The 13,226-nt window shown below is 61.9% G+C and carries 14 protein-coding genes and 2 pseudogenes; 9 read left to right on the plus strand and 7 right to left on the minus strand.

The features are described from left to right. Positions 1-246 precede the first annotated feature (246 nt). A complete protein-coding gene (locus BB934_RS49830) occupies positions 247-399 on the minus strand; it encodes a hypothetical protein (protein WP_237050729.1) in 153 nt (50 codons plus the stop codon). Here BB934_RS49830 and BB934_RS39200 point away from each other — a divergent pair. The 4 genes from BB934_RS39200 to BB934_RS39215 all read left to right on the plus strand — a co-directional run bounded on the left by BB934_RS39200 (position 391) and on the right by BB934_RS39215 (position 4,654). Next, a complete protein-coding gene (locus BB934_RS39200; RefSeq protein WP_237050730.1) occupies positions 391-1,104 on the plus strand; it encodes an alpha/beta fold hydrolase in 714 nt (237 codons plus the stop codon). The genes BB934_RS49830 and BB934_RS39200 overlap by 9 nt on opposite strands. Before the next feature lie 232 nt (positions 1,105-1,336). Next, on the plus strand, positions 1,337-3,826 hold the full coding sequence (locus BB934_RS39205) for a class I SAM-dependent methyltransferase (RefSeq protein ID WP_099515092.1): 2,490 nt from the start codon (positions 1,337-1,339) through the stop codon (positions 3,824-3,826). A 99-nt stretch (positions 3,827-3,925) separates the two neighbouring features. After that, entirely contained in the window at positions 3,926-4,192 is a 267-nt protein-coding gene (locus BB934_RS39210; RefSeq protein WP_099515093.1) for a hypothetical protein, read from the plus strand. A gap of 201 nt (positions 4,193-4,393) precedes the next feature. Then, positions 4,394-4,654, plus strand: coding sequence for a hypothetical protein (locus BB934_RS39215; protein ID WP_099515094.1), 261 nt, complete (start codon positions 4,394-4,396; stop codon positions 4,652-4,654). Between the two features lie 163 nt (positions 4,655-4,817). Here the strand turns inward: BB934_RS39215 and BB934_RS39220 are convergent, their stop codons facing one another. Next, positions 4,818-5,027 (minus strand): hypothetical protein, encoded by a 210-nt coding sequence (locus tag BB934_RS39220; RefSeq protein WP_099515095.1) that lies wholly within the window; start codon positions 5,025-5,027, stop codon positions 4,818-4,820. A 168-nt stretch (positions 5,028-5,195) separates the two neighbouring features. Between BB934_RS39220 and BB934_RS39225 the strand changes: the two are divergent. Continuing rightward, positions 5,196-5,631: pseudogene (locus tag BB934_RS39225) on the plus strand (DDE-type integrase/transposase/recombinase); the annotation flags it as partial. 74 nt (positions 5,632-5,705) lie between these two features. Here BB934_RS39225 and BB934_RS39230 read toward each other — a convergent pair. The 3 genes from BB934_RS39230 to yghU form a co-directional block, all read right to left on the minus strand. Next, positions 5,706-6,224 carry a hypothetical protein gene (locus BB934_RS39230; RefSeq protein ID WP_099515096.1) on the minus strand — a complete coding sequence of 173 codons (519 nt, stop codon included), beginning with the start codon at positions 6,222-6,224 and terminating at the stop codon, positions 5,706-5,708. A 233-nt stretch (positions 6,225-6,457) separates the two neighbouring features. Further along, positions 6,458-7,363: a PhzF family phenazine biosynthesis protein gene (locus BB934_RS39235; protein WP_099515097.1), complete on the minus strand. Its 906-nt coding sequence runs from the start codon at positions 7,361-7,363 to the stop codon at positions 6,458-6,460. 162 nt (positions 7,364-7,525) lie between these two features. Further along, positions 7,526-8,404, minus strand: coding sequence for a glutathione-dependent disulfide-bond oxidoreductase (yghU, locus tag BB934_RS39240; protein ID WP_099515098.1), 879 nt, complete (start codon positions 8,402-8,404; stop codon positions 7,526-7,528). Positions 8,405-8,667: 263 nt separating this feature from the next. Between yghU and BB934_RS39245 the strand changes: the two genes are divergently transcribed. From BB934_RS39245 to BB934_RS39260, 4 genes and pseudogenes are all read left to right on the plus strand, one after another. Further along, complete coding sequence (locus tag BB934_RS39245) at positions 8,668-9,336, plus strand: DsbA family oxidoreductase (protein WP_099515099.1); 669 nt, start codon at positions 8,668-8,670, stop codon at positions 9,334-9,336. A gap of 253 nt (positions 9,337-9,589) precedes the next feature. Further along, positions 9,590-10,548 (plus strand): annotated as a pseudogene (locus BB934_RS39250) (IS5 family transposase). Between the two features lie 582 nt (positions 10,549-11,130). Next, the gene (locus tag BB934_RS39255; RefSeq protein ID WP_099515100.1) at positions 11,131-11,358 is read left to right on the plus strand and encodes a hypothetical protein; all 228 of its coding nucleotides are present in this window, start codon (positions 11,131-11,133) and stop codon (positions 11,356-11,358) included. Positions 11,359-11,469: 111 nt separating this feature from the next. Then, positions 11,470-11,661: a hypothetical protein gene (locus BB934_RS39260; RefSeq protein WP_099515101.1), complete on the plus strand. Its 192-nt coding sequence runs from the start codon at positions 11,470-11,472 to the stop codon at positions 11,659-11,661. A gap of 98 nt (positions 11,662-11,759) precedes the next feature. On the opposite strand, the gene BB934_RS39265 is transcribed toward BB934_RS39260, so the two are convergent. Continuing rightward, complete coding sequence (locus BB934_RS39265; protein WP_099515102.1) at positions 11,760-12,077, minus strand: hypothetical protein; 318 nt, start codon at positions 12,075-12,077, stop codon at positions 11,760-11,762. A 610-nt stretch (positions 12,078-12,687) separates the two neighbouring features. Further along, positions 12,688-13,212: a ketopantoate reductase family protein gene (locus tag BB934_RS49835; protein WP_237050731.1), complete on the minus strand. Its 525-nt coding sequence runs from the start codon at positions 13,210-13,212 to the stop codon at positions 12,688-12,690. Positions 13,213-13,226: the final 14 nt, after the last annotated feature.

Consider the following 13,226-nt stretch of genomic DNA (forward strand, 5'->3'; position numbering starts at 1 on the left):
GAGTGCGTTCATTGTGCTCCATTCTCAGTCGCTGCAACGGAGTCCTTTTTGCCGCGGCCCTATTGCTCCCGCCATCGCGTCGCAGAGACCAGCGGTGCCACAGCCGGTGCGGTTCGGGGCATCGTCATGTCTGGATGGCGCCCGTCGAGTACGCCGACCCAGCCCGATCCCCGGCTCGGCCACCCCACAGGGTCATGTTGTAGGGATGATCGGCTGATTAGGCCGCGGCCCGAGATTAGGGTCATCTTAGCCCAACGTACCATAGCCAATTTTGGACAAAATGCAGACGACATCGGGGATCGTTCCTGTCGGCCCGCCCAGATCGCGGCCGAGTGGACCGGCGGCGGCCAACCGGTTGTCTTCCTGCACGCCGCCGTCGCGGACCGTCGGATGTGGCATCACCAGCTTGCTGCGCTAGCCTCGGGCTATCACGTGATCGCATTCGACCGCCGAGGCTTCGGTGAGGCGCCGGCTGTCGACGAGGCCTACAGCCAAACAGCCGACTCGTTTGCCGTGCTCGACCACCTGGTTGAGGGGGGTCGGCCGGTTGTCCTGGTTGGCCGCTCGCAGGGCGGCCACATCGCGATCGATGCCGCCCTCGCGTCGCCCGATCGCGTCGCAGGGCTCGTCCTAATCGCGCCGTCGGTCAGCGGAGCGCCCTCGGCAACACCCCACGAGGCTGTCCGCCGCCTGCTCGATGCGATTGATCGGGCCGAGAAGTCAGGCGATCTCGATCAGGTGAATCGGCTGGAAGCGGCGCTCTGGCTGGATGGACCGTTGGCGGACCAGGGTCGCGTTAAAGAACCGGCGCGCGAACTGTTCCTGGCCATGAATGGCATTGCGCTAGCAGCCCCGGTGATCGGTCGCGTTCAGCAACCCGCCTTGGCCTGGGACCAGCTCGACCAGATTGCCGGTCCCGTGCGCGTCCTTTGCGGTGACCTCGACGTCCCCCACATCCGGAAGCGCTGCCGCCAGCTGGCGGTGGCGCTTCCGGATGCTCGGCTTGAGATCCTGCCCGGCGTCGCCCATCTGCCGAGCCTCGAAAACCCCGACCTTTTGACTGCTCACCTATTGGACCTGCTTGCCGATTGTCTGCGCGCTTGAAGACTACGACGCCTTTCTCCGGCTTTCCGGAAGGACACCGTCAAGCGGTATTTGGCGCCCTGAGCTTGCATGAGCAACCGAAGCTGGACGGCTTTGCTGCCAAGCTGACATCGCTCGCGATTTGTGGGAAAGTTCTTTTGCGTCGGATCTCCTGCCGATGAGCCTGCCGGGACCGTTCGGCTGACTGAATGGCAAGAGCCGCGATCGATCCGCCAAGATACGGGGACGACAAGTGCAGAAGATTGCGCAGCGACTGTCGTTCTATACAGGCCTCGGCCTGATCACCGCAGCAACCCTGATGCTGCAGATCGTCGAAACCCGGATCATCTCCGTCACATCCTGGTATCACCTGGCATTTTTCGTCATCAGCATCGCGATGTTCGGCCTCACGGCCGGAGCGGTCTGGGTCTATCTCCGGCCCGAGCGGTACCGCCCGGGGCAGCTGTCCTATCACCTGAGCGCCGCCTCACTCAACTTCGCCCTCGCGACGATCCTGGCGCTCCTGGTGCAGTTGACCATTGTCACGAGCCTGCCCGCATCGGTCATGTCACTCGTCGTCTGGACCGAGTTCGCCGTTGCCTTGTCTCTCCCGTTCTTCTTCTCCGGCATCGTCGTCAGCCTAGCCCTGACCCGCAGCCCCTTCCCCGTCGGCGTGGTCTATGGGATCGACCTGCTCGGCGCGGCTCTCGGCTGCCTAGGGGCCCTCGGTCTGCTCAATCTGGTCAGTGGTCCCTCGGCAGTGCTCTGGATTGCGGTCCTTATTGCCGCCGGCGGCCAGTTCTTCGCGCGGGCGGATCTCGGGGATGTGCCACTGGGCCGGTCTGTGGCCGGCTGGCTTTTCCGGTATCGCGGCCCTGTGCTTGCAGGCCTTGCGATCCTCGCCTTCGCTAACAGCTTGATCGAGGGCGTCCGGCCGACGGTGGTGAAGGACCAGATCGAGCATCCGGCGACGATCGCCTATGAGAAATGGAACTCGTTCTCGCGCATCACGGTCGGCCAGCCTGAGAGGACGCGACCGGCGCTCTGGGGGCCGTCCCCACGCTTTGTCGCAGATCCGATCGAGCAGCGCTGGATGAACATCGACGGCGGTGCCGGGACCGCGGTCTATCGCTTCTCCGGCGATCTGAACGAGTTGGCCTTCCTCCGCTACGACGTCACCAACCTCGCCTATGCTGTTCCCGGCCTGCAGACCGGGGCGGTGATCGGCGTCGGCGGCGGCCGGGACCTCTTGTCAGCGCGCGTGTTTGGTGTCTCAGAAGTGGTCGGCGTCGAGATCAACCCGATCTTCATCGACCTGTTGACCCGGCGCTTCGCGAACGACACCGCCATCGGTCGGCAGCCCGGCCTCTCCTTCGAAGTCGATGAGGCGAGAAGCTGGTTCGCCCGCGCCGAACGCTCCTTCGACGTCATCCAGATGAGCCTGATCGACACCTGGGCGGCCACTGGCGCCGGCGCCTTCACCCTGTCGGAGAACGGCCTCTACACGGTCGAGGCCTGGCGGATCTTCCTCGAGCGCCTGACGCCGTCGGGTGTCTTCACCGTGAGCCGTTGGTACGCCCCCGGCGAGGTCAACGAGACCGGCCGCATGGTGAGCCTGGCTGTGGCAACGCTCCAATCCCTTGGGGCGACGGACCCGAAGAGACACCTCTTCATGGCAGCGTCAGACAATGTGGCGACCTTGGTCATGTCGCGCTCGCCGCTGTCGGCCCAAGCCTTGGCGGCGCTCCGGCAAGCTGCGCACACCTACGCGTTCTCCGTCCTGCTGAGCCCGCAGGCACCGGCCGCCTCGCCGCTGCTCGAGCGCATCGTGGCGGCGCCCGATCGCAGCGCTCTCGCGCGGGCCACCGAGGCCTCCTACCTCGACCTGAGCCCGCCGACTGATGCACGCCCGTTCTTCTTCAACCAGTTGCGGCTCGGTCGCCTGCTTGATCAGGACGTCTTCACTCTGGCTTCGAGGGTGGGCGTCTATGGAGGCAATCTGAGCGCGACCCTGACACTCGCCATGCTGATCCTCATCTCGGCCATTCTCGTCGCAGCGACGATCATCGTTCCGCTGCGGTCTATGGTGAGTTCGAGGCCATCCGGGCTGATCGGCGCCGGAACCTTCTATTTCGGCCTAATTGGCATCGGCTTCATGATGGTTGAGATTGGCCTGCTTCAGCGCATCAGCGTGTTTCTGGGCCACCCGGTTTATGCTCTCAGCGTCGTCCTCTTCAGCCTGATCCTGTCGACCGGCATCGGCAGCCTGGTGTCCGAGCGTGCCCCACTCGACAGCAGCGCGAGGCTCGTCAGCTGGTCGGCTCTGACCAGTCTGTACCTCCTTCTCCTGCCTTTCTGGCTGCCCGACATCCTGCTCCGGCTTGAGAGCGCAGGCCTCTTGCTCCGAGCCGGACTGGCGGTGCTGGTTCTCTCGCCAGCCGGCTTCCTCATGGGCTTCGGGTTTCCGACCGGAATGCGGCTGGTGTCGGCGATCGACAAGAAACCAACCCCTTGGTTCTGGGGCATCAACGGAGCAGCCGGTGTGCTCGCGGCCAGCGTCGCCGTGCTGACAAGCATCGAGTTCGGCATCGATACGACGCTTCGGATTGGGGCGATCTGTTACCTTCTGCTGCCCGGACCTGCTTTGCTTCTCGCCAGATGTGCCCGGGCGATGCGCGAGAGCGGCCGTTCAATTGGAGACGAAGGTCCACCTTCGACGCTCGACCTGACATCCATCTCATGATCGAGATCCCACGAGGAGTGCAACCGACATGCCAGTGTCATACCCAGGGGTCCTAGCTGCAGCCCTTGAGGCCCTCTCTTTCATAGCTTGTGAGGGACAATGGCGATCACACGATTCAGCCAAGCCCCGCTGGACAAGGCGAACGAACTCTTCGACAAGCTTCTCGCCACGTCCAACAACGCGGTCAAAACGCGCGAGCGGCTGTTTGTGGACCTGAAAGAGGAGCTTGAGCCGCTGGCTACCCTTCAGGACGAACATCTCTTTCCTATGCTGACGCTGCATGGGATGCACGATCGCCTGCGGGAGGCCATCAATGACAATGTGGAAGCCGCCGCGCTTTTGGGGCGGGCTGGAGCGCGTGCCTAAGAACAGCGCTAAGCTCAGCTGACACATCGATGCAGACGAGCATCAATTCGCCCCGCTCGATCACATCATGCCCCTTGGTGCAGGAGATTAGGCACGAGTGCTCCGCTTGTGTCGGCAAGGCCTCGCCGATTATCATGCGGGCGGGACTACCAAGATCCCAAAGCGGAGGACAATCGGGATTGAGCCGCAAAAGGAGGATCCATGCCTATCTTCAAGCAACTAGCCGAAGGCGAAAAGCCTGCCGATCCGGACCGGTATATTCTCATTGAGGTCATTCACGAGCCGGCCATCGGGAAGCAGTACACCGTGACTGGAAAGGGTCTTGATCGGGATCGCCAACCGCCCGGCAGTTTCTCAAGCCACACGCTCGAAGATGCACGCGGACGGGCTCTGGAATTGGCCAAGACCGTGAACGTGCCGATCATCTACTTGAGCAGCGGCATTAACCGTACAGAGACGTAAGTTCACAGAGGCGTTTTGAGGGAATGTTGGCAACAATCGGCCGCCGAAGCAGATAAAGAACCCGGCCTGTGGGCCGGGTTCGGATCGGTGGGCAGTCAGGAGCATCAAAACGGCTTCTGATCAACGCTCGATGCCCTGCTGCCGTTCCTGTAGCGACACATCCCTACACGTTCCTGCCACGCCGCGAGAAGTACCAGATCGCTGCAACTACGATGATGATCAGCAGGATCACCCACCAGTAGTCCATGATCCCGCCTCCGGCTGCTCCGGCATCGCCGGCCGGAGGAGGGCTGGGCGTGGCGGGCGGGGTCTGCGCCCATGCGGACGATACAACCAGGAAGATAAAACCCATGAAGGCCGTGACTTTGTTCATGACTGCGTCTCCGGTTGAGGAGGTCCAGCACAGCTTTTGCATGTATTGCTAAGCTGAACTCCTCAGGGAACGCAGCGTGGGAGGGCAGGTTCCTATGCAAGCCAATCCAGAACGCATAAACTTCGCTTAACATGACTCTTGGAGGAGTTGCTCCTCCAGTTCCCAGACTTGTACCGCGCCATCGACCGCAATGGCGACACCGTCGAGTTCTGGTTCAGCGAGCGGCGAAACCTCACCGCTGCCAAACGGCTTCTGCGCAAGGCGCTTAAGCCATGGCCAACCAGGGCGAATCGTGATCGACGGCAGTCACACCGACCGAGTGGCGATCGTGGCCTGTGATATGACGGACCGACTTCGTCACGGATCAAGGCGCAAGAAGTCGATCCGGATCCGGCAGTGCCGCTACTTAAACTATCGCATTGAGCAGGATCATCGTGCCATCAAACGGCGGATGCGGCCGAGGTTCGGGTTTCAGACCGTTGGCAGTGCCCGCGCGATCCTGGGCGCGATCGAGATGATCCACATGATGCGCAAACAGCAGGCGAAGTACGCCCGCAATCAGCGGCTATCCCTTGCGGATCAGTTCGAGCGGCTCGCCGTATAATAGCCAGCGCGGAATGTTCCCATTTCTTCGGCTCAAGTCTGGATTTGCGACAGATCCACTGGAACAGACAACAGTCATTGCGCGATTTGGAATGCTTCGAGCTTTGGCGGACTTCCATCGGTGGAAAAGGCCCCCTCGTAGCGGCCGATTTCGGTGTGAGCCACGCACTCAATCGTCGATCCCTTGAGGTTCGGGTCGCCAAAGCGGCAGAAGCCCACTGCGGTATCCTCCTTGCCCTCCTCGTTATTGGGGGCAGCAGTCGTCGCAGCCAGAATGACTTTCTCGATCGCCTGGACCACGATGTCCGGGCCTTGTTCAATCCGCCGGGAGCCATCACCAGAAAATGACAGAATGGTGCTCTCGGTCATAAACCAGTACGAACTCACCCCGGTGCTATAATTCATGTTCACCAAGAGGTTCTTGCAGCCCTCTACCGCAAGACCTGCGTGAACCAGCTTGGTGCACTCACCGGAGACGGTGACCATCTGGGCGATCTTGGTGGTTTCGGCCTGATTCTTCAACTTCGCCTGAGGGGCGGCATCCACGCTGGTCGTGGCCGCAAAGAAGAGGGCAATCGCCAGAGACAGCTTCATAGCATGCCTCCATCATAGCTCGGGTTTCAGTATAGATCTGCCAACCAAGTGCTGTCGATCGAACTCGAGCTAAAGTCTCTTTAGGGTCAGGTAGTGAAATTCGTTCACTGACAGGAACGTCCGATGTTCCTGTCCAAATCGGAAGTTCGCCCCCTGTCCGGAACGTGCCAGGGGCGGCTCTTCCCGGGTTCCGTTTTATGTCCCGGAAAGACGCTCCTCGCGCACTCGGTCCTCTAAAGCAGCGCTTCGCCCCGGAACATCGGGGTGCAATTGCCGCCGACACGCGAGTGATAGCCATCCTCGGCGCGCCACGACGTCACCTTGAGCAGGCTTGGCCGGCCCATCTCGACGCCCTGAGTGATGGTGAAGGCGGCCTTGTCTCCACCATCGAGCGAGAGCAGCAGAGCGCCGAGCGTGGCGCTGGCGCTTCCCGTGGCCGGGTCTTCCCAGGTGCCTGCGAGCGGTGCGAACATCCGGGCCCGGATCGAGCCGCCGTCACGCGCATAGAGGAACAGCGACAAGCGTCCGGCCAGATCGCCATGCAGCCGCACGAGCTTGCGAAAAGCGGCGAGATCAGGCGTCGCTCTGGCAAGAGCTTCCGGCGCGACCTGCGTCAGCACGAACTTGACGCCGACCGAAGCCTGCACCGGCTTGTGGGCTGCTGTAGCGATATCGTCACGTGAAAGCCCGACGCAGGTGGCGATCTCGTCATTAGGCAACTCCATACCGAGGGACAAGGGCTGCGGCGCGGCGATAACCGCCCCTGTCACCGCTCCGGCCCCTGTCACCGCTCCGGCCGGATCGCGCTCGACAGCGATCTCGACGAGGCCAGCCTTCTGCTCGAACCGCAGCACACCGTCGCGGTCGCGGCCATGGCGCGCCAGCACATAAGCCGTGCCGACATTGGGATGGCCGGCAAAGGGCATCTCGGCCGTGCGATGGAAGATACGCACACGGGCGTCATTGGCCGGATCGTCGGCTGGCAGGACGAACGTTGTCTCGCTGTAGTTCATCTCCGCCGCCAGCGCCTGCATCTGCGCGTCGGACAGCCCGCGCGCGTCGGTGAAGACAGCGAGCGGATTGCCGCCGAAGGGGCGGTCAGTGAAGACGTCGACAGTCTCGTACGGAAAGCGGGGCACGGCGGGCTCCGAAGGCTGATTGGGCTCAGCCGTTCCCTATCAGCGCAGCCGACCGAAAACCAATGCAGTGATGGAATGCGACTGATCACCTTTGCTGATTGTGGGAGCTGACCTGATCGGCTTTCTGCCTCTGCCAATAGAGCGATGATCCCTCCCGAGTTGTTACCCCCGCCCGGCCAACTTGTCCTGGGTCAGGGTATCGAAGTCGCTGGCATCATGTCGTTCGTGCAACTGCTCGGAGGGCTCGCCGAAGGCACGGTTTACGATCCGGCCACGCTTGACGGCAGGGCGTCCGCCGATCGCATCGGCCCAGCGTCGGACGTGCCGGTAGTCCTGCACGGACAGAAACTCACCCGCCTCGTATAGCCGCCCCTGAACCAGGCCACCGTACCACGGCCAGATGGCCATGTCGGCGATCGTGTACTCAGATCCCGCCACATATTCATTGTCCGCGAGCCGCCTGTCGAGCACATCGAGCAGCCGTTTCGTTTCCATCGCGAACCGATCGATCGCATACTCGATCTTCACTGGGGCGTAGGCATAGAAATGCCCGAAGCCTCCTCCCAGATAGGGTGCGCTTCCCATCTGCCAAAACAGCCAGGACAAGCATTCGGCATGCGGGCCGGCCTCCCTCGGCAGGAAGGCGCCAAACTTCTCCGCGAGGTAGAGCAGAATTGCGCCCGACTCGAAGACCCGGATTGGATCCGGACCAGAGCGGTCCACCAGAGCAGGAATCTTGGAGTTAGGGTTCACTGCCACGAAGCCGCTACCGAACTGGTCGCCCTCACCAATCCTGATCAGCCAAGCGTCGTACTCCGCGCCGGAATGACCCAGTGCCAGCAGTTCCTCCAGCAGGATGGTGACCTTCTGGCCGTTGGGCGTTCCCAACGAGTAGAGCTGCAATGGGTGAAAACCGACTGGCAGTTCCTTCTCGTGCGTGGCTCCGGCGGTCGGCCGGTTGAGGCTTGTGACGGGGCTCCCGCCGCTACCCTTGTTCCAGGTCCAGACCTTCGGCGGCACGTAGTCGGATGTATCGGTCATTCCTGCTGCTCCTGGCATCCGCGGGGTGAGCATCTGGAATCGGCGAACCCCGTTGCCGGACGCTTATAACGCACGATGAGGCCTTGCGCTTCAATCGGTGAGGTTGCGAAGCCTCGGTTTCGCATCCGGTGGCGCGAACCCGCCGTAGGGATCTCTTGAAAGTGAACGAGCGCCTTGAAGGTTCATCCCTGGACGTCTCGACACTATGGTATCTCACCGATCCCGTGACCTTACGCTTTCCAAGAACGACCACGAGCAGCGCCATGACTCAGCACCTGAAGATCGACTTTGTTTCCGACGTGGCCTGCCCGTGGTGCGTCATCGGCCTGCGGGGGCTCCAGCAGGCGCTGGCCAATGCTGCGGATGCGGTGGAGGCCGACATCACCTTCCAACCGTTCGAGCTCAATCCCGGAATGCCCGCAGGGGGACAGAACCTCGGGGAGCATATCACGGAGAAATATGGCTCCACAGCGGAGCAGTCGGCCGCCAGTCGCGCGATGATCCGATCGCGCGGGGCCGAGGTTGGCTTCACGTTCAACATGTCGGAGGAGAGCCGGATCTACAACACGTTCGATGCCCACCGCCTGCTGCACTGGGCCGGGACCGTCGGGCGCCAACGGGAGCTGAAGCACTCCCTGTTCAAGGCGAACTTCACGGATGGCGCGAACATGTCGGACCATGGGGTGCTGGTGGAGGCTGCAGCCGCCGCCGGACTCGACGGGGATGAGGCGCGCGAGGTCCTGGCGTCGGGGCGCTATGCCGAGGAGGTCCGCGATGCTGAGCAGGCATGGATCTCCCGCGGCATACGATCAGTCCCCGCCATCATCATAAATGGGAAATGGCTGATCTCCGGCGGTCAGCCGGCTGGTGCCTTCGAGCAGGCGTTGCGCGGCATAGCCACCGAGCTTGGACAAGCCTCGGCCGGCGCCTGACCAGGGGGTGGAATTCGAGCGGAATCGAGGGTCACGGACGTCGCTGGAGGTCGGGTCGGGCAGTGAAATTGGCCAGCCTTGGGGAACGTCTGGTTCTGCGAGGATGGCTGTCCTCCGGCGTAGGTCCCACGAGTGCCATAGCTGCCCTTCCCACTGAAGACGGGTTCGGCGCGACGTTGGCGCATAAATCGGTTCGGGGTTTCGCCCGTCTGACGGTGAGGTATAGGCTTATCGCCCGGAAGCCGAGAGCCGCATGCCCTACAAGGTCAATGAAAAGCGCCGTCACAAAATTCCAAAGGCTCGCTATCGTGTGCAGAACTGGCCCGCCTATGATACGGCCCTGCGCTAACGGGGCGACCTGACGGTGTGGGTGACGCCCGCCGCGATTGCTGCATGGACGCCGCCTCGCAATGGCAGGCGCGGCCGACCGCAGCAATACTCCGCAATCGCCGTCGAGACCGGGCTGATGCTGCGGCTGGCTTTTGGGCGGCCCTGGCGCCAGACTGAGGGAATGCTGGCCTCGATCATGCGTCTGCTCGGCCTGGACCTTCCAGTCCCCGATCACACCACCTTCTCTCGCCGCAGTGCCGACCTGAGCGTCGCCAAGGCACTGAGCACAGCAGGCGGGCCAGTGAATGTAGTGATCGACTCCACTGGCCTGAAGGTGTTCGGCGCCGGCGAATGGCAGCGTGAAAAGCATGGGGGCAAACTTGGCGCAAGTTACACCTTGCTGTTGATCCAGGTACCGGCGAGATCCTCGCCTCAGAGCTGATGACCACCGAAGACGGTGATACCTCGCAGGTTGAGCCCTTGCTGGATCAGATCTCGGGCCCGATCGCTTCGGTCACGGCGGATGGCGCGTACGATGGGGAGCCCGTCTACCGCATCATTGCCGAGCGCGATCCTACCGCTGCCGTGATTATCCCGCCCCGCTCAACGGCGGTGCCGAGCAACACAGCCGCGTCGGCGCCCACACAGCGGGACCGGCACCTCCAGATGATCCACGAGCGCGGGCGGCTTGGTTGGCAGAAGGCGGTGAACTACGGCCGTCGATCATTGGGTGAGGTTGCGATGATGCGCTACAAGACCGTGATTGGCCGCAGCCTCCACGCCCGGACTCTGCCAAAGCAAAGGACCGAGGTGGCCATCGGCTGCAAGGTCATCAACATCATGACCCACCTGGGCATGCCGGTGTCCGAGCGCATCGCCTGAACTCCAGCATCAGGGGCGGAATGCGGCCCACATCGGAATTGTGCACCAAAGTCATCCGAGGCAGCTTCGTTGCCGGCTGCGCATGTGCCGCCAGTGCCCACGCGATCGCCGCGCTACCGAACAACGTGATCAAATAACGGCGTTGCATTGCCTTACCTCGGCTCGGCCGCGCGGCGTGCTGTCGTTCAACTCAGGCCATTAAGCGTTGCGCATGAGACCCAAGCATACAGCCAAATGCATATCGGCGCATCGGACTACGGGAGAAGCCGCCAATTTCTGATGTGACAATAATTCGCGTAATTGTCAGTATGGAAACGCGTTTTTCGGCTGGATCGGCACAAAGGAGCAGGATCTGGTCGAGTTCCATGCCGACGAGATCGCAGCCGGCGCGGCTACCAAGTCTCTCACCAATTGCACCAAGCTTCGTGATTACCGCTTTTCATCCGAGGCATAGCGCGAAGGTCCAGAGCAACCATGGCCTGATGCAGAATATCATCTCTTTACGAACAGGTGATCGTTGTTCTGCAAGAGGACCTCAGGTTGGGCCACAATGCGTTTGAGTTGACGGCACGAGACTATTTCATGCTCGGTACGCTGGCGGAGGCTGCAAACGGCATTGACCATTTGCCCTATGGCTGTACCGACGCACAAGCCAAGAGGCTGGTGCCGGTGGGCTATCTGGAGCGCGCCGCCACCCGTGCTGCCAATGGCCACGAGATTGTTCGCTACAGGATCACCCCGAAGGGCAGAGCCGCGTGGGACGCCTATCGCTTCACCGAGGATCCACCGCCTGAAGCGGCAACCGAATAGCGCCGGTTCTTCTGCAAGAGGCGTGGGAGGCCCAGGCCGAGCGGAGGCGGGGCTATCAGGATCTCTGAGACCGGTGGATAATCGCGGTCAGGCGCGCCAGAGGAGGGATCCATGCCTGACTTCAAGCAACGGGCCGAGGGCAAGAAGCCTGCTGATCTAGAGAAGTTTATTCTCATTGAAGGCATACACAAGCCGGCGATCGGGAAGCAGTGCATAGTGACCGGAAGGGCCTTGATCCGGATCGCCAGGCGCCCGGCAGTTTCTCCAGCCACACGCTCGAAGATGCGCGCGAACGGGCTCTGAAATTGGCCGAAGCCGATAACATGCCGATCATCTACTTGAGTAGCGGCATCGCCCGTACCGAGACGTAATTTCGCAGAATTTCCTTTTTAGAACTGTCACTATTGGCAACGAGCGTAGAAGATCGCTTTTGCCTGAATGAGGTTGAGGCCCCAGTCTTCGATTGTCACACCCAATGTGACTTCGCCGACGATCTCGACGTCGTGTGAACCGAGGACATGGAGCGGTCCCCGAACCTGATCGCCTTCGCGTACGGTGTAATAGCTATCTTCCCGCAGCAACGAGAAGCCGGGGCCGGTCTGAACCACCAACAAGGTGCATTGTGGGGCTGACAAAGCGATTTCGCCCTCCATGCGCTCGGAGGCTAGGGCTGAGAACACACAGCACGGGATTACCCCCGCCAGGAGCAGGCACCGCATGGCAAGCCCTCCTCGGGATCAGGGATAGCTTACGCCTGTGCACCTGCTTTAGCTGCATAATTCGCAGAAGCGCTGCACCTTGATGACAAGCAGTTCAGCCTCGGGCGATTGCCAGTGACGCTGCTCGCCACCAGGCGCAAAATCAAAGCCTGTAACGGTCGAGCACAGGTGTGAAGCGGCACCGAAGGTTGACCCCTCGCAAGGGAAGCGCAGTGCTTTGGCTTAGCGACACAAAATGGAATTCGACGGGGTCATGATCGGCGCCGATCATGACCCCGCCGACGCTATGAGTTCGCCAGCAAAGTCATGCATTTATTGGCAGTCGGCTCGGGGGCAGCATTCGAAGCTGATTTACAGCAATGGCATTCCGCCCTCCCTCCAGGCATAGCTTCCAACCACGGGATGGTCCGCAGTGGGTCAAACCCTCACGTTCCGGCCACTCGACGAACATCGGCTCTTGAGCGCTGAAGCAGACCAAGCGCTTATGTCTCACGATTGCCACTAGGCGACGTTTGCGCTGGTACGCAACCTACCACAGTTTGACTTCTGACCGGTTTCTACGTGCGTTTGAGAACGCTCTTCATGGAACAGCGAGCCAGCTTGCTGTCTCCTACTCCGTTGATTTCCTGATCGAGGGCCGCGCGTAGAGGTGCAGGCCACGATACACGGCCGTGTGCGCTGGGGTCGGCACACCAAGGCTCATGCCCAGTGCATGCATGCGCCCGGATAGCCATTCCAATTCGAGCGGCTTGCCGCAGGCGAGGTCGTTGGCCATAGAGGATCTTGCCTCGGGCGGCAGGCTCTCCCAGAGCGTCATGAACCGCCGCTGGTGCTCGTCCGGGATGGGATGGCCGGACGTCACCGCCACTGCCAAACCCTCATCGCGGAGCTGCTCAAGGAAGGTCCTGGCCTCTGGATCAGCCAGGATCGCCCCAATGCCCGCCCGCATAAGGGCAGTCGCTCCGGCAAAGGCGCAGAGCATCACAAACTTCTCCCACAGCATGGGGGTGATCTCGGCTACCGCCTCCATCTCGATGCCGACCGCCCGCTCACAGGCCGCCTGAAGAGCCTCGATCACGGGATCGGCAGCGTTCCCGACCAGCAGGCGCCTGGCTCCTCCTGGAACACTGATCACCCCCGGCCGCGCAA

This window comes from Microvirga ossetica, from assembly GCF_002741015.1.
In the GTDB taxonomy this organism is placed as follows: domain Bacteria; phylum Pseudomonadota; class Alphaproteobacteria; order Rhizobiales; family Beijerinckiaceae; genus Microvirga; species Microvirga ossetica.